The sequence below is a fragment of the Streptomyces sp. Ru62 genome (assembly GCF_002920615.1).
Classification (GTDB): domain Bacteria; phylum Actinomycetota; class Actinomycetes; order Streptomycetales; family Streptomycetaceae; genus Streptomyces.
The window spans coordinates 62,047-77,345 of the sequence record NZ_PQSU01000032.1 but is presented as its reverse complement, the minus strand read 5'-3'; the positions used below and the strand labels follow the sequence as shown (position 1 = coordinate 77,345).

Annotated in this window: 9 protein-coding genes; 5 read left to right on the top strand and 4 right to left on the bottom strand. The window is 72.7% G+C overall.

Features of this window, described 5'->3' with window-relative positions:
- From C3492_RS34235 to C3492_RS34220, 4 genes are all read left to right on the top strand, one after another.
- Positions 1 to 1,146: an aromatic ring-hydroxylating dioxygenase subunit alpha gene (locus C3492_RS34235; RefSeq protein ID WP_103816528.1), complete on the top strand. Its 1,146-nt coding sequence runs from the start codon at positions 1 to 3 to the stop codon at positions 1,144 to 1,146.
- Entirely contained in the window at positions 1,139 to 2,605 is a 1,467-nt protein-coding gene (locus C3492_RS34230) for an aldehyde dehydrogenase family protein (protein WP_103816527.1), read from the top strand. Before C3492_RS34235 ends, C3492_RS34230 begins: the two co-directional genes overlap by 8 nt.
- Positions 2,606 to 2,682: 77 nt before the next feature.
- Positions 2,683 to 4,254 (top strand): APC family permease, encoded by a 1,572-nt coding sequence (locus C3492_RS34225; protein ID WP_103816526.1) that lies wholly within the window; start codon positions 2,683 to 2,685, stop codon positions 4,252 to 4,254.
- A 32-nt stretch (positions 4,255 to 4,286) separates the two neighbouring features.
- Entirely contained in the window at positions 4,287 to 5,837 is a 1,551-nt protein-coding gene (locus C3492_RS34220; protein ID WP_103816525.1) for a GMC family oxidoreductase, read from the top strand.
- 24 nt (positions 5,838 to 5,861) lie between these two features.
- Here C3492_RS34220 and C3492_RS34215 read toward each other — a convergent pair whose 3' ends face one another.
- The 4 genes from C3492_RS34215 to C3492_RS34200 all read right to left on the bottom strand — a co-directional run bounded on the left by C3492_RS34215 (position 5,862) and on the right by C3492_RS34200 (position 13,842).
- Complete coding sequence (locus C3492_RS34215) at positions 5,862 to 10,493, bottom strand: hypothetical protein (RefSeq protein ID WP_103816524.1); 4,632 nt, start codon at positions 10,491 to 10,493, stop codon at positions 5,862 to 5,864.
- 71 nt (positions 10,494 to 10,564) lie between these two features.
- Positions 10,565 to 11,443: a hypothetical protein gene (locus tag C3492_RS34210; protein WP_103816523.1), complete on the bottom strand. Its 879-nt coding sequence runs from the start codon at positions 11,441 to 11,443 to the stop codon at positions 10,565 to 10,567.
- A 40-nt stretch (positions 11,444 to 11,483) separates the two neighbouring features.
- Positions 11,484 to 13,013 carry a hypothetical protein gene (locus tag C3492_RS34205; RefSeq protein ID WP_103816522.1) on the bottom strand — a complete coding sequence of 510 codons (1,530 nt, stop codon included), beginning with the start codon at positions 13,011 to 13,013 and terminating at the stop codon, positions 11,484 to 11,486.
- Positions 13,014 to 13,140: 127 nt separating this feature from the next.
- Complete coding sequence (locus tag C3492_RS34200; protein ID WP_103816521.1) at positions 13,141 to 13,842, bottom strand: GntR family transcriptional regulator; 702 nt, start codon at positions 13,840 to 13,842, stop codon at positions 13,141 to 13,143.
- A 127-nt stretch (positions 13,843 to 13,969) separates the two neighbouring features.
- Between C3492_RS34200 and C3492_RS34195 the strand changes: the two genes are divergently transcribed.
- Positions 13,970 to 15,295: an MFS transporter gene (locus C3492_RS34195; RefSeq protein ID WP_103816520.1), complete on the top strand. Its 1,326-nt coding sequence runs from the start codon at positions 13,970 to 13,972 to the stop codon at positions 15,293 to 15,295.
- The last annotated feature ends 4 nt before the right edge of the window (positions 15,296 to 15,299 follow it).

The window sequence follows — 15,299 nt, the reverse complement described above, 5'->3', positions numbered from 1 at the left end:
GTGACGACGACACCGATCTCCCCGAGCCCGGTCTCCCCGAGCCTCATCGCGACGCTTCCGGGCCACTACTACACCGACCCGGAGGTCTTCCGGCAGGAGCAGGAGAAGATCTTCGAGTCCCTGTGGTTCTGCGCGGTGCGCGGCGCCGACCTGGACAAGCCGGGCGCCTTCCGCACGGTCCAGGTGGGCCGCGAGAACGTCATCATCACCCGGACCCGCACCGGCGAGCTGCGTGCCTTCCTCAATGTGTGCCGGCACCGCGGGGCGCGGCTGTGCACCGAGGAGTCCGGTGAGGTGCGGCGCAGCCTGCAATGCCCGTACCACGCGTGGACGTACGACCTTGACGGCAAATTGATCGCCGCACCCAACTTGATCAAGATGCCCGATGTTGATCGAGTTGCATACGGGTTGATCAAGGTGGCTCTGCGCGAGTGGCTGGGCTACGCCTGGGTGTGCCTCGCCGAGGAACCGCCGTCCTTCGAGGACACGGTGATGCACGCGGCGGTGGAGCGGCTCGGCGACGCCGCCGCCATCGAGCACTACGGCACCGAGAAGCTGGCCCTCGGCAAACGCGTCACCTACGACGTGCGGGCCAACTGGAAACTGATCGTCGAGAACTTCATGGAGTGCTACCACTGCGCGACGATCCACCCCGAACTCACCGAAGTGCTCCCGGAGTTCGCCGACGGCTACGCGGCCCAGTACTACGTGGGCCACGGCGCCGAGTTCGGCGAGGAGATCAGGGGCTTCACGGTGGACGGCAGCGCGGGCTTCGCCAAGCTCCCCGAGGTGACCGCCGACCAGGACCGCCGCTACTACGCGATCACGGTCAAGCCGACCGTGTTCGTCAACCTCGTCCCCGACCACGTGATCCTGCACCGCATGTTCCCGCTGGCGGAGGACCGCACGGTGGTGGAGTGCGACTGGCTGTACGCGCCGGAGGTCGTGGCCTCGGGCGCGGACGTGTCGAAGTCCGTGGAGCTGTTCCACCGCGTCAACGTCCAGGACTTCGAGGCCTGCGAGCGCACCCAGCCGGCGATGTCCTCGCGCGCCTACCGCCGCGGCGGGGTGCTGGTCCCGAACGAGCACCACATCGGGATCTTCCACGCGTGGCTGCTGGACCTGCTGGGGGACTCCCATGCCTGACCTGTTCATCGACGGTACGTGGCGGGGCGCCCTGGACGAGCGCACCCGGGAGATCCGCTGTCCCGCCGACGGCTCCCTGGTGGGCGTCGTGGACGAAGCCGGGGGCAAGGACACCGCGGAGGCCGTCGCGGCGGCCCGGCGTGCCTTCGACACCGGCCCCTGGCCGCGCACGCCCGCCACCGAGCGCGGCGACCTGCTCCTGCGGGTCGCGGACCTCCTCGCCCGGGACAAGGACGCCCTGGCGCGCGCCGAGTCCCTGGACACGGGCAAGCGGCTGGTGGAGAGCGCGTACGACGTGGACGACGTTGTCCACTGCTTCCGCTACTTCGGGCGGCTGGTCGCGGGCGAGACCGGCCGGGTGATCGACACCGGCCGGGCGGACGTCGACAGTCGGGTGGTGTACGAACCGGTCGGTGTCTGCGCCCTGATCACACCGTGGAACTACCCGCTGCTGCAGACCGCGTGGAAGGTCGCCCCCGCGCTCGCGGCCGGCAACACCTTCGTGCTGAAGCCGAGCGAGCTGACCCCGCACACCGCGATCCACCTGATGCGGCTGCTGGCGGAGGCGGGGCTGCCGCCGGGCGTGGCCAATCTGGTGCTGGGTGCCGGGCCGGAGGCGGGCGCCCCGCTGGGCGACCATCCGGGCGTCGACCTGGTCTCCTTCACCGGCGGTCTGCAGACCGGCCGCCGGCTGATGGCGGCGGCGGCCGGCACGGTGAAGAAGGTCGCGCTCGAACTCGGCGGCAAGAACCCCAACATCGTCTTCGCGGACGCCGACTTCGAGGCCGCGGTCGACATGGCCCTCACCGCCGTCTTCCTGCATTCCGGGCAGGTCTGCTCCGCCGGGGCCCGGCTGCTGGTCGAGGACGCGCTGCACGACCGGTTCGTGGACGAGGTCGTCCGGCGGGCGCGGCTGATCCGGCTCGGCGGGCCGTTCGACGAGCGCGCGCGGAGCGGGCCGCTGATCTCCGCGGCGCACCGGGCCAAGGTGGAGGCCTATGTCGCGCGGGGGCTGGCGGAGGGCGCGGTGCTGCGCTGCGGCGGCGCCCGGCCCGCCGGCCCCGGCTACGACGAGGGTTTCTACTACCTGCCGACCGTCCTGGACGAGTGCACGAGTGCCATGTCCGTCGTCCGGGAGGAATCCTTCGGGCCGGTGCTGACCGTCGAACGGTTCACCACCGAGGAGGAGGCCGTCCGGCTCGCCGACGACACGGTCTACGGCCTCGCGGGTGCCGTCTGGACCGGCGACGAGGCCAGGGCCGCGCGGGTGGCGGGACGGCTGCGGCTCGGCACGGTCTGGATCAACGACTACCACCCGTACGTGCCGCAGGCCGAGTGGGGTGGTTACAAGCAGTCCGGGTTCGGACGCGAACTCGGACCGGCGGGGCTCGCCGAGTACCGCGAGACGAAACACATCTGGCGCAACACCGCGCCGGCACCGCAGGGCTGGTTCGACTGACCCGCCCGTCACCCACCCGATCCCGGCACCCGCACGGGCCGCTGCCTCCCCTCCCCAGGCCCACGAGGAGTCCGCTCATGACGACCACCGAGCAATCGCCAGGCCCGCACCACCACGACGACGCCGAGCTCGCCGAGTTCGGCTACAAGCCGGAACTCAGGCGCACCCTCGGCCACTTCCACACCTTCGCCGCAGGCATCAGCTACATCTCCATCCTGACCGGCACCTTCCAGCTGTTCTACTTCGGCTACGGCAGCGGCGGCCCCGCCTACTGGTGGTCGTGGCCGATGGTGTTCGCCGGCCAGTTCATGGTGGCCCTGTGCTTCGCCGAACTGGCCGCCCGCTATCCGGTGGCCGGCTCGGTCTACAACTGGTCGAAGAAGATCGGCAATCCGCATCTCGGCTGGCTCGCCGGGTGGATGATGCTGATCGCGTCCATCGTGTCCATCTCGGCGGTCGCGCTGGCCTATCAGCTGACGCTGCCGCAGATCTCTTCGGTGTTCCAGTTCGTCGGGGACGGCACCGGCAAGTACGACGTGGCGACCAACGCGGTCGTGCTCGCGGCCGTGTTGATCCTGTTCACCACGCTGGTCAACGCGTTCGGCGTCAAGCTGATGGCCACGATCAACACGGCGGGCGTCTTCATCGAGTTGATCGCCACGGTTGTATTGATCATCCTCTTCGCGGTCCACATCACCCGTGGTCCTCAAGTCGTCATGCAGACGAACCACACGGGAGCCGGTTACTCAACGGGTTACCTCGGCGCCTTCCTGGTGGCCTCGCTGGCGTCCGCGTACGTCATGTACGGCTTCGACACCGCCTCCTCCCTCGGCGAGGAGTGCCTGGACCCGTCCCGGAACGCCCCGCGCGCGATCATCCGCGCGATCGTCGCCTCGTTCGTCCTGGGCGGCCTGGTGCTGCTGCTGGCGCTGATGAGCGTCTCCAGCCTGAAGGGCGACAAGCTGTCCACCGACGGCCTGCAGTACGTCGTGCTCGACGTGCTCGGACCGACGGCGGGCAAGGCGATGCTGTGGTGCGTGCTGATCGCGGTCACGGTGTGCGCGCTGGCCGTGCACACGGCGGCGATCCGGCTGGCGTTCGCGATGGCCCGCGACAACAACCTGCCCGCGTCCTCGCTGATGGCCCGGGTCAGCCCGCGTTTCCAGACCCCGGTCCTGCCGGCCGTGATCATCGGCGTGCTGGCGCTGGCGATCCTCGTGGTCAACATCCGCCAGCCGCAGATCTTCACGGTCGTCACCAGCATCGGCATCATCATGATCTACCTCGCCTACCTGGGCGTCACCGGGCCGATGCTGGTGGCCCGGCTGCGCGGCACCTGGCGGCCCGCGGACGAGGGCAGGTTCTCGCTCGGCCGCTGGGGACTGCTCGTCAACATCGTCGCGGTGGTGTGGGGAGCGGCGATGACGGTCAACCTGATCTGGCCGCGCGCCGCCGTCTACAACGCGTCCGCGCCGTACCACTGGTACCTGCGCTGGGGCGCGGTCCTCTTCGTCGCGGTCATCGCGGGCGGCGGCTTCGCCTACTACTGGTTCGTCCAGCGCCACCGCACCGGTGTCCTCGCCGAGCACCGCCTGGACGCCGCGGCGGCCACCCCGCCACCTCCCCTCGCCGCCCCCGCGGCCGAGTGATCCCGCCCGATTCCGGCTGACCAGGAGGTCACATGAGCATCGATGAGTTCGACTACGTCGTGGTCGGTGGCGGCACCGCGGGCAACGTCGTGGCCGCCCGGCTCTCCGAGGACCCCTCGGTGACGGTGTGCGTGCTGGAGGCGGGCCCCAGCGACGTCGGCGACGACGACGTCCTCAGGCTGGAGCGCTGGATGGGGCTGCTGGAGTCCGGTTACGACTGGGACTACCCGGTCGAGCCGCAGACCAGCGGCAACAGTTTCATGCGGCACGCGCGCGCGAAGGTGCTGGGCGGCTGTTCGTCGCACAACTCCTGTATCGCGTTCTGGGCACCCGCGGAGGACCTGGACGACTGGGCGGCCCAGGGCTGTACGGGCTGGAGCGCGGCCGACCTGTTCCCGCTGTACCGGCGGCTGGAGAACAACGACGCGCCCGGCGACCACCACGGCCGCACCGGCCCCGTGAAGCTGCGCACGCTGAAGGGCGGGGACCCGTGCGGGGCCGCGCTGCTGGAGGCGTGTGCTCAGGCCGGGATACCGACGGTCCCGTTCAACACCGGGCAGACGGTGGTGCGCGGGGCGAACTGGTTCCAGATCAACTCCGACGAGAACAACATCCGCCAGTCCTCGTCCGTCGCCTATCTCCACCCCGTCCTCGGCAGACGCCCGAATCTGGACGTGCGGACCGGGGTGCGGGCCAAGAAGCTGGTGCTGGAGGGGCGGCGGTGCGTGGGCGCCGAGTACCTGGACCCCGATCTGGTGCACACGCGCACGGTACGGGCCCGGCGTGAGGTGATCGTCTCCTGCGGCTCGATCGACTCCCCCAAGCTGCTGATGCTGTCCGGCATCGGCCCGGCCGGGCATCTGCGCGAGGTCGGCGTGGAGGTCGTCGTGGACGCCCCGGGCGTCGGCGAGAACCTCCAGGACCACCCCGAGGGCGTCATCATGTGGGAGGCGAAGCAGCCGATGACCACCACGTCCAGCCAGTGGTGGGAGGCGGGCGTCTTCTACGACACCGAACCCGGCCTGGACCGGCCCGACCTGATGTTCCACTACGGGTCCGTGCCGTTCGACATGAACACCGCGCGCTGGGGCTACCCGACCTCGGAGAACGCGTTCTGCCTCACGCCCAACGTGACGAAGGCGAAGTCCCGGGGCACGGTACGGCTGCGGACGCGTGACTACCGGGACAAGCCGAAGGTGGACCCGCGCTACTTCACGCACGAGCACGATGTACGGGTGATGACGTACGGGCTGAGGCTGGCCCGCCGTATCGCGGCGCAGCCGGCGCTGGGCGGCTGGGCGGGCGCCGAGCTGGCGCCGGGGCCGGACGTGCGCACGGACGACGAGTTGCTGGACTACATCCACAAGACGCACAACACCGTCTACCACCCGTCGTGCACCGTGAGGATGGGCGCCGACGACGACCCCTCGGCCCCGCTCGACGCGCGGTTGCGGGTCAAGGGGACCGAGGGGCTGCGGGTCGCCGACGGCTCGGTGATGCCCGACCTGATCGCCGTCAACCCGTGCATCACGACGATGATGATCGGCGAGAAGTGTGCCGACCTGATCAAGGAGGACGCCTGATCAATGGATCGGTCAACCCATTGATCAAGCCGGCTTCTTGTACATCCTCGTCGCCGTGATCTCGCTGTGCACCGCCTCCCCGGCCTGGGGCTGCTGGGGCAGCCCGGGCCGGAGGTGCTCCTCCACGCTGATGTACTTCAGGCCCGCCCGGAGGTCGGCGTCGTTGCGGAGGCGGATGACCAGCGGGAACTCGGCGAGGGCGGTGGTGTCGAACAGGCCGGTGGTGTACAGCAGCTGGACACCCAGCGCGTCGGACACCGCTCGCTGGAGTTCGAGCAGGTAGGTGGCGTTGGCCCGGCCGATCGGGTTGTCCAGGAAGAGCGTGCCGGCGTGCCGGTGCTTGTCCCGGCCCCGGTCGTTCGAGCGCAGGGCGGCCATCGTGCAGTACAGGGCGATGGCCGCCGTGAGGAGCTGGCCACCGGAGAAGACGTCTCCCATCTGGCCGACGGGGACGCGTTCGGCGCGCAGCACGGCGTCGGGCTTGAGGATCTCGACGGCCACGCCCTTCGGCTGCAGGGCCGCCGCGACGCCGCGCAGCAGCAGGGACATGCCGTCGCGGCGCAGGTCGGAGTTCTTCTTGACGGCCGCGCGCGTGGCCTCGTCGATGACCTCGCCGAGCCGTTCGGTGAGCGTGGCGTGGTCGGGCTCCTCGAAGCGGATGCGCAGGAACTCCTGACCGGACCACTGGCCGAGCCCCTCCGGCAGCCGGGAGAGCCGCTGGGCGGAGCGCAGGGTGGCGAGCGCCGACTCCACGAGACCGCGCAGCCGGTCCACGATCGAGTCGCGGTTGCGCTCCAGCTGGGCCAGCTCGTCGGTCAGGACGCGCAGCCGGGGCGCGAAGGCGTCCGCCCACTTCTGGGCGTGTTCGGGCAGCGCGGAGGCGGGCAGTTCGCGGATCTGCTGCCGGGCGGGGGTGCGGACCTGCTCGTAGCGCGTGGAGTTCGCGTGCCGGACGAGGACGTCGCTCGCCTCGCGCACGGCGGCCTCGGCGGCGGACAGGTCGGCCGCGCAGCCCCGCAGCGAACGGCGGGCCTCAGCGGCGGAGTGCCGGGCCTCCTCCAGGGTGCCCGGGTACGGCTCCGGCTCCTCCTGCTCCTCCTCGGGGGCGTGTTCGCGCAGCAGGTCGCGGAGCATGGCGGCGATCTCGTCGAAGCCGCCGGCCGCGTCCTCGGCGGCGCGGTGGGCGTCCAGCAGCTCCGCGTGCGCCTCGCGGGCCTCGGCCAGCGCCTCGGTGCGCGCGGCGAGTTCGGCCGTGGCGGTGCGCAGCAGCGCCTGGGCGTGCTCGGCGTCGCGCGGGGCGAGTTCCCCGGGCAGTTCGGTGTGCGCCTCGCCGTCCTCGGGTGCGTGCCGCTCGGCCTCGCCGCGCAGCCGGCCGAGCTGCTCGCTCGCGGTCGACATCCGGGTCTCCAGGAGCTGCACCAGCTCCTCAGCGCGGGCGGCGGCGGCCTGCCGGGAGGGCCCGTCGGCGCCGTCGGGCGACTGGAGCAGCTGCTCGGCGCGCGTGCGGACCTTGTTGCTGAGCCGGTCCAGTTCGGCGCGGGCGGCGCTCTCGTCGCTCTCCGCGCGGGCCTGCTCGGCGCGCAGGTCGGCGCCGACGCCGACCTTCTCGTAGACCTGGGAGGCGGCCCGGTAGGCCTCGCGGAGGGCGGGCAGGGACGCCTTCGGGGCGTCCTCGTCGTCGACGGGTACGTCGTCGGGGGCGCCGGCGATCTCGGCGCGCTCGGCGCGCAGGGCGCGAGCGGTGCGGCGGGCGTCGTCGGCGGCGCGCTGGGCGGCGCGGCGGTCCTCGTCGGCGGCGCGGGCGCGGTCCAGGCAGGTCTGGGCGCGGGCCTCGGACTCGGCGGCCTCGTCGGCGAGTTCGCGGAGCTTCACCTGCCAGCCTGCGCGTTCGCGCAGCCGGAAGGCGAGACCGGCGAGGGCGTCGGCGGCGCGCCGGGCCTTCTGCGCGGCCTCCTGCCGTTCGTCACGGATCTGGGCGGCCTCGGCGGCGGACTCGTCGGCCTCCGCCCGTACCGTGCGTGCCTCGGCGAGTTCGGCCTCGGCCTCCTCGGCGAAGGCGCGGGCCTCCTCGGCGGCCCGGGCCAGCTCGGTGAGGTGGCCGGCGGGGCAGCCGGTGCGCCAGGAGGCGAGCCGCGCGGCCAGTTCCCGGTCCTTGCCGAGGCGGGCGGCGAGGGCGCGGATCTCCTCGTCGCGTGCGGTGGCCCGGGCGCGCAGTGCCTGGCGTTCCTCGTCGGCGGCATGCTCGTCGTGCATGGCCGGGTTCGGCGGCACGAGGAACACGTCGCCAGGGGTGGTGCCCTGGGCGGGGGGCGGGGCGAGCAGCGCGGCGGCGGTGCCGACGGCGACGGCGGAGCGGGGCAGCAGGGCGGCGTCCCCGAGGGCCTCACGGGCACGCGCGTGCGTGTCCGGATCGGTGATGATCACGCCGTCGACGAGTTCCGGGCGGGCGGCGAGCACGCGCGCGTGGTCGGCGGGGTCGACGGCCTGTGCCAGGTAGCGCCAGCCGGGCAGGGCCGGGATGCCGTGTTCGCCGAGGAACTCGACGGTGGCCAGCACGTCCGGGCCGGGCGGCAGCAGCCCGCCGTCGCCAAGGGCGCCGAGGATGCGGGCGTCGTCGGCGGCAGCCGTACGCAGCTCGAACAGGTGCCGTTCGGCGGTGGACACGGCGTCGTCGAGGAGTTCGCGCAACTCGTCGGCGAAGCGGTCGAGTTCCTCGGGGGTGAAAGCGCTGCGGGCCGCTTCAACGGCCGGTGCGCGGGGAGTGTCGCCTTCTTCCGACCTGGGCGCGGGAACGCGTGCCACGCTCGGCGCGCCCGGCAGGCTCAGCAGCTCCGCGAGCCGTTCCTCGGCGGCCAGCGACTCGGCGAGGCGCCGCTCGGCCTCATGGGCGCGCTCGGCGGCGGCCGCCGCGTCCGCCGCGCGGGCCGCCGTCAGCTCCGCGCGGGACTCGGCGGAGGCCGCTTCGCGCGCGTGCTCGGTGGCCTTGCGGGCGGCCTCGCGGGCCGCGTCCCAGGCGGCGACGGCGGTCTTCTCGGCGTCGCTGGCGGCGAGCGCGGCCCGCGCCGGGTCGGCGTCCGGGGCGCTGTCGTCCAGCCAGCCCGCGCGAACGGCCTCGGCGGTCTCCTGCTCGACCTCGGCGAGCCGCTGGCGCAGGTGTCCGGCCTCGCTGCGGGCCCGCTGCGCCTCGGTGGCGGCGGCGGTGGAGTCCCGGTAGGCGGAGTCGCTGACCTCCTGGAGGGCCGCGGAGCGCTCCTCCTCCTCGTTGGCGAGGGCCTCGGCGCTCCCGGCGGCGGCGTGCAGGGCCCGTACGAGGTCCACGGCGGCCTTGGCGCGAGCGGCGAGCGCGGGGGCCGCGTCCCGTTCGGCCTCCTGGATGGCGGCGGACACGCGCGCGACGCGGTCGGCGGCGGCCCGGTGGCGCAGTACGGCCTCGGCGGCCTGCCAGGCCGAGTGCAGGGTGCGGGCGTCGGCCAGCTCGCGCTTCTGCGCGGCGGCGGACTTCTCGGCGGCGGCCAGCGCCAGGGAGGCGTGCCGGTAGGCGAGTTCGGCGGCGATGAGGGCGCTGCGTTCGCGGGCGCCCTCGGAGTGCGTGACGGCGTACGCGGCGGCCGTCACCCGCTGGGCCAGGTCGGCGGCCCGCATGCGCTCGCGCACGGCTCGCGCGGACAGCCGCCGGGCCAGCGTGCGGGTGCGGCGCTCGGCGCCCGCGTGGACGTCACGCGCGCGTGCGCGCGTCTCGGCGGCCTCCACGATCCGGCCGAGCAGGTCGACCGAGCCCGCGGTGAAGTCCCGTTCGGCGATCAGTTCGGCGCGTCGGCCGAGCTTGTTGCCGAAGCCGCTGACGAGGTCGGCGAGGCCGTCGGTGTCGCGGGTGTCGGTGACGGCGCGCAGCAGCAGGTCGGTGAAGTCGGAGTCCTTCTTGACCGCGAAGAGGCCGGCCGCCTCGCCCTCGTCGGCGTTCATCTCGCGCTGGTAGCGGAAGAGTTCCGGGTCGAGGCCGAGGTCGCCGAGGTGTTCGGTCCAGCGCTCGTGGATCTCCTCCCAGTGCACCTCCAGGTGCGGGTAGACCTTGCCGGCCTCCATGAGGGCGTCGCGGAAGCCCTTCATGGTGCGGCGGCGGCCGTGCGCGCCCGAGGTGCCCTCGGCGGGCGGCCGTACGGAGGTGGACTCGGCGACGGGCAGGTTGTCCAGGCTGAGGCCGGGGCCGGGCCGGAAGGAGTACCAGGCCTCGGCGAACTTGCGCGGGTCGTTGGAGACCTGCCGGCCGCGCCACTCGCTGACCTTGCCGACGACCACGCACTCGCCGGTCAGCACGTGCTGCCACTCCAGGGCCACGTGGCCGCAGTCGTCGGCGAGCAGGAACTTGCGCAGCACGCCGGAACTGGCGCCGCCGAGCGTGTTGCGGTGCCCCGGCAGCATCACCGAGAAGATCAGCTTGAGCAGCACGGACTTGCCGCCGCCGTTCTCCAGGAACAGCACGCCCGCGGGCGCGGGCCGGCGCGGCGGACCGGACGGCTCCTCCTCGAAGAACTCCACCTGCGTGGGCGCCGGGTCGGGCACGGGTTCGCCGACACCCCTGAGGTCGAGCACGGTGTCGGCGTAGCGCGCACCGGCGGGACCGATGGAGTAGAGGCGGACCCGGGACAGCTCGTACATGGCGGACTCTCGTAAGTCTGGTGAAAGGTGCGGTGGTTCGGGAGGTCTGGAGCTGCGGGAGCTTCAGCGCGTCAGGAGTGGAACGGCAGTCCGGCGTCGGCCACCAGGTCCAGGTCGTCGGTGTCCTGGGCGGGCAGCAGGGTGGCCGTGCCGTCGGTGACGGGGACGATGCCCAGCTCCAGCAGTTCGCCCAGGGCGGCGCTGCCGGCCAGGTCGCGGACCTGGAGCTGGTAGCGGGCCGTGGTGCGGTAGGTGCCGCCGTTGTCGTCGCCGGTGCGCTGGAGGAAGCCCGAGTCGGTGAGGAAGGCCATCGCCTTCGCCACGATGCCGGTGGTGGAGGCGGCCGGCCGGCGGGCGTCCTTAGTGGCGCCCGTGGCACTGCGTCTGGCCCAGATCCGCCAGGCCGCCTCCAGGCCGGGCGCGTCGGTCGCCGGGTCGGTGTTCTCGCCCTGCTCCTCGGCCCGCTCCTCCAGCCGGCGGCAGGCCTGCCGGACGAAGGCGTCGACGCCGTTGACGGTGACCCGGCCGATGTAGGAGTCGTCGGCCAGGTCCTCGGGGCGCGGGAAGGCCAGCGCGGCGACCGCGAGATGGGCCAGCCCGTGCAGGAAGCGGTCGCCGGAGTCGGCGGCGGTGCGACGCGCGTAGTCACCCATGCGGACGGCGAACACCGAGTCCTCGGCGGCGGTCACGGCCATTCCCGCGCGCGGGGAGACCTCCAGCACGACGAGCCCCAGACCGGCGGCGACGGCGTCGGCGAGCCGGGCGAACGCCGGGTCGTCGCGGTAGCGGCGCAGCAGTTCGGTGTACTCCTGGTCGCGTGCGGGCGCCAGCTTGGGCTGGAGTCCGAAGGCGACGAGCCGCGCCGCGTCGGCGGCGTCGGCGGGGGTGACGGCGGAGCCCGCCGGGGCGGCGGCAGGCTCGGGTTCACTCCGGTCGACGTGCTCGGTCACGGGTTCGGCTCCTTGTCGTGCTCTTGTCCACTCATGCCGCTCATGCTGCTTCCGTCCGGTCCGCGGCCATCCCGGCCGCGTCGAGCAGGGCGGTTCCCACGATCAGGTCCGCCCCGCCGAACTCGGGATCGTCCAGTTCGGTCCCGTCGTCCACGGCGAACAGCAGCTTCTCCTCGCCCTGCCGGTAGGCGGTGCCGACGGGCGGACTGGCCGCGTGGACCGCCAGCAGCGCCACCAGGTAGGCGAGGTCGGGGTCCCCGGTCCGCCGGGCCTCGGCCAGCAGCCCGGACAGTCGCCTCGGGGCGTCCGCCGGCAGGTTCAGCAGCTCCCTCGCCGCGGCCAGCTGCTCCTCGCTGAAGCGGCTGTCGTCCGGCGTGGCGATCAGATCGGGCTCGGGCATCTCCGCGCCCAGGTGCTCCCGCTCCACGGGCGGGGTCAGCAGGATGTCCACGAGGTCCCCGACCCGGACGGACACCGGCGTGCGCAGTCCCGTGCCGCGCGCGAAGAAGGCGTCGGTGACCCGGGTCGCCTGCTCCAGGGGCAGGGGCAGCACGGGGGCGACGAGATGGCCGTAGAGGTCTATCCCGGACGTCGTCGCCGGTGTGGCGAAGGCCTGCCGGTCCTGTTCGGCGCGGAACAGCGGCCCCGCTTCCAGCAGGCGCGACTGGAGCTGGGTGTGGCGCCGGATGCAGTCCTTGACGATGTCGACGAGTTCGGCGGCGCGGCGCTTGTGCTCGGGATCCTCGGTCTCGTCGCGGGCCTTGCGGATGTTGGTGAGGATCGCGTTCTCGTGGCGGTAGCGCTCGGCCACGTGGTCCAGGGCCTCGGCGATCATGTCGGGGACGGCGTTGAGCCAGTCGACCGCGCGGACGTTGCGCCGGGTGGCCTCCAGGGCCCGGCGCAGCGTCTCGGAGTACTGGACCGTGCGGTAGCGGGCCTGCTCGGCGGCGAGCTGGGCGTCGGCCAGCCGGCCGCGGCTGATCAGCACCTCCAGCTTGACCTCGGCGGCGATCTGGGCGCTGGTGACGTCGGTGTCGAGGGCGCCGACCAGGACGTTGACCGCCTCGTCCGTCGTCCGCAGGTACACCGTGCCGCCGGGGCCGGGGACCTCCTCGATCAGCTTGAAGTCGTAGTCACGGCGGACGTACGTGCCGTCCGGCGCGAAGGTGCCGTAGACCGCGCGGAAGCCGCGGTCCACGCTGCCGACGTTGATCAGGTTCTCCAGCACCCAACGGGCCACGCGCTCGTGTTCGGCGGCGGGCCGGCCCGGCGCCTGGGCGGCGATGCGCGGGACGAGCCGGGCCACGATCTGCTCGTGGTCGGCGCCGGTGTCGAAGTCCATGTTCAGCGTGACCAGGTCGATGGCCGCCAGCGCCACCTCGGCCATCCCGTACACCGAGTACTCGCCGGCCAGGTTGGCCTTGCGTGCGTCCAGGTCGTGCAGCGGCGCGGTGCAGGCGAGCGCGCGCAGCCGACGCGCCAGCCCCTCGTCGGCGGCCGGGCCCGGAGCCGGGCGCGGCCCCGCGCTGAACTGGGGCGGAACACGGTCCGTCGATGCAGGCGAAGTCACGGTGCACAGACTAGGTCCTGGGTCTGACATCGACCCAAACGAGAGGCTCCGCCGGTTCGGCCGGCACGGCTGTGGGGCGTTGTCCGGGCGCGGACCGTGCGGGGCCGGTCGCGCGGGTCCCCACGCCCTACGGGGCGCCTTCCTCGCCGACCCTGCGCCGGTACACCTCCACGACCCGTTCCAGCGAGTCCGCGAGATAGGTCTCCAGCAGCCGTTCGGCGTCGCGCCGGTCGCCGGCCTGGAGCGCCTGGAGGATCCGGCCGTTGCGGGCGAGGTACGGCTCGTGCAGCCGGCGCGGGTCGTCCACGACGTGGAAGGCCAGGCGCAGCTCGGCGAAGACGCTGCGCATCAGCTCGTCGGTGCGCTCGCTGCCGGCCAGGGCGACCAGTTCCCGGTGGAAGTGGATGTTGGCCGTACCCAGCCCTTTCCAGTCATGCTCCGCGGCCGCCGTGCGCCCCTCCTCGACCGCCGAGACCAGCCCGTCCAGCCGGTACGGCGGTTCGCCCAGCCCGCGGACGACGGCGCACTCGACGAGGGAGCGCGTGCGGTAGATGTCCTCCACGTCCTCGACGGTCAGGACCCGGACGAACACGCCCCGGTTGAGTTCGTGGATCAGCAGGCGCTCGTGGGTGAGCAGCCGGAACGCCTCGCGCAGGGTGTTGCGGGAGACGCCGAGCGCCCCGCCGATGCTGTCCTCGGACAGCCGGGTGCCGGGCGGGAAGTAGCCCTCGGAGATGCGGCTTCTGAGGATGTCCGAAACGCGCTCCGCGGTGCTCGTACGCCCCAGGAGGACCCGGTCGCCGGCCAGTCCCCTCAGCTCCTCTGCCATGCCCGGAATTCAATCGCAGACACCAGAACGAAACAACACGGGTATTGAAGGATCGTTGAACGATCCTCTACGGTGCTCCGCACGGCTCACTTCCCAGCACCCTCCGTCCCTCTTCTGCGAGGTGCCCATGAGCACGACCCCACCGCCCCGGTCCGCGCCCTCCACCGACGTCCGCCGGGGACCGGCCGAACACGCCACCGAGGACGGCGCGTTCACCTGGCTGCGCGCCCTCGGCCCGCGCGGCCGACGCGCGTTCGCCGGTGCTTTCGGCGGATATGCCCTGGATTCATACGACTACTTCACCTTGCCGCTGAGCATGGTGGCGCTCTCGGCGTACTTCGGCCTCAGCAGCGGCCAGACCGGCCTGTTCACCACCGTCACCCTGGTGGTCTCGGCGGTGGGCGGCGCCGCCGCCGGCGTGATCGCGGACCGGGTGGGCCGCGTCCGGGCCCTGATGATCACGGTGATCACGTACGCCGTCTTCACCGTCGCCTGCGGCTTCGCGCCCACCTACGAAACCCTGCTGGTCTTCCGTGCCCTCCAGGGCCTCGGCTTCGGCGGCGAGTGGGCGGTCGGCGCGATCCTGGTCGCCGAGTACGCGAGCGCGCGCCACCGGGGCCGTACGCTCGGCGCGATCCAGAGCTCTTGGGCGGTCGGCTGGGGACTGGCGGCGGTCGTCTACACGCTGGTGTTCTCCTTCGCCGGCGACGACCTGGCCTGGCGGGTGATGTTCTGGACCGGCGCGCTGCCGGCGCTGCTCGTGGCCTGGCTGCGCCGCTCGGTGCACGACGCCCCCACGGCGACCGCGGCCCGTGAACAGGACCCGCGCCGGGGCTCGTTCGCCGCGATCTTCCGGCCGGCCGGCCGGGACGGCGCCCCCGGCCTGCTGCGCACCACGGTCTTCGCGAGCCTGCTCTCCACGGGCGTGCAGGGCGGCTACTACACGCTGGCGACCTGGGTGCCGACGTACCTGAAGTCCGACCGCGGTCTGTCGGTGGTCGGCACCGGCGGCTACCTGGCCTTCCTGATCTCCGGCGCCTTCCTCGGCTACCTGACCGGCGGCCACCTCACCGACCGGCTCGGCCGGCGGAACAACATCTGGCTGTTCGCGCTGCTGTCGGCGGTGTGCATCCTGGCGTACGCGAACATCCCGCACGGCGCCAACACCCTGCTGCTGGTGCTGGGTTTCCCGCTCGGCTTCTGCATGTCGGCCATCTTCAGCGGCTTCGGCTCCTACTTGAGCGAGCTGTACCCGACGGCGGTGCGCGGCACCGGGCAGGGCTTCACGTACAACACGGGCCGCGCGGTGGGCGCGGTGTTCCCGACGCTGGTGGGCTTCCTGGCGGACAGCTGGGGCGTCGGCGGAGCGCTGGTCTTCGGTGCGATCGGCTACGGCCTCGCCGCGCTGGCGCTGCTCGGGCTGCCGGAGACCCGCGGGAAGGAGCTGGCGTGACGCG

Bases quoted from the DNA above. Each gene is read 5' to 3' on its own strand.
- C3492_RS34195 (WP_103816520.1), top strand. From the start codon at position 13,970: ATGAGCACGACCCCACCGCCCCGGTCCGCGCCCTCCACCGACGTCCGC.
- C3492_RS34230 (WP_103816527.1), top strand. From the start codon at position 1,139: ATGCCTGACCTGTTCATCGACGGTACGTGGCGGGGCGCCCTGGACGAG.
- C3492_RS34215 (WP_103816524.1), bottom strand. From the start codon at position 10,493: ATGTACGAGCTGTCCCGGGTCCGCCTCTACTCCATCGGTCCCGCCGGT.
- C3492_RS34220 (WP_103816525.1), top strand. From the start codon at position 4,287: ATGAGCATCGATGAGTTCGACTACGTCGTGGTCGGTGGCGGCACCGCG.
- C3492_RS34200 (WP_103816521.1), bottom strand. From the start codon at position 13,842: ATGGCAGAGGAGCTGAGGGGACTGGCCGGCGACCGGGTCCTCCTGGGG.
- C3492_RS34225 (WP_103816526.1), top strand. From the start codon at position 2,683: ATGACGACCACCGAGCAATCGCCAGGCCCGCACCACCACGACGACGCC.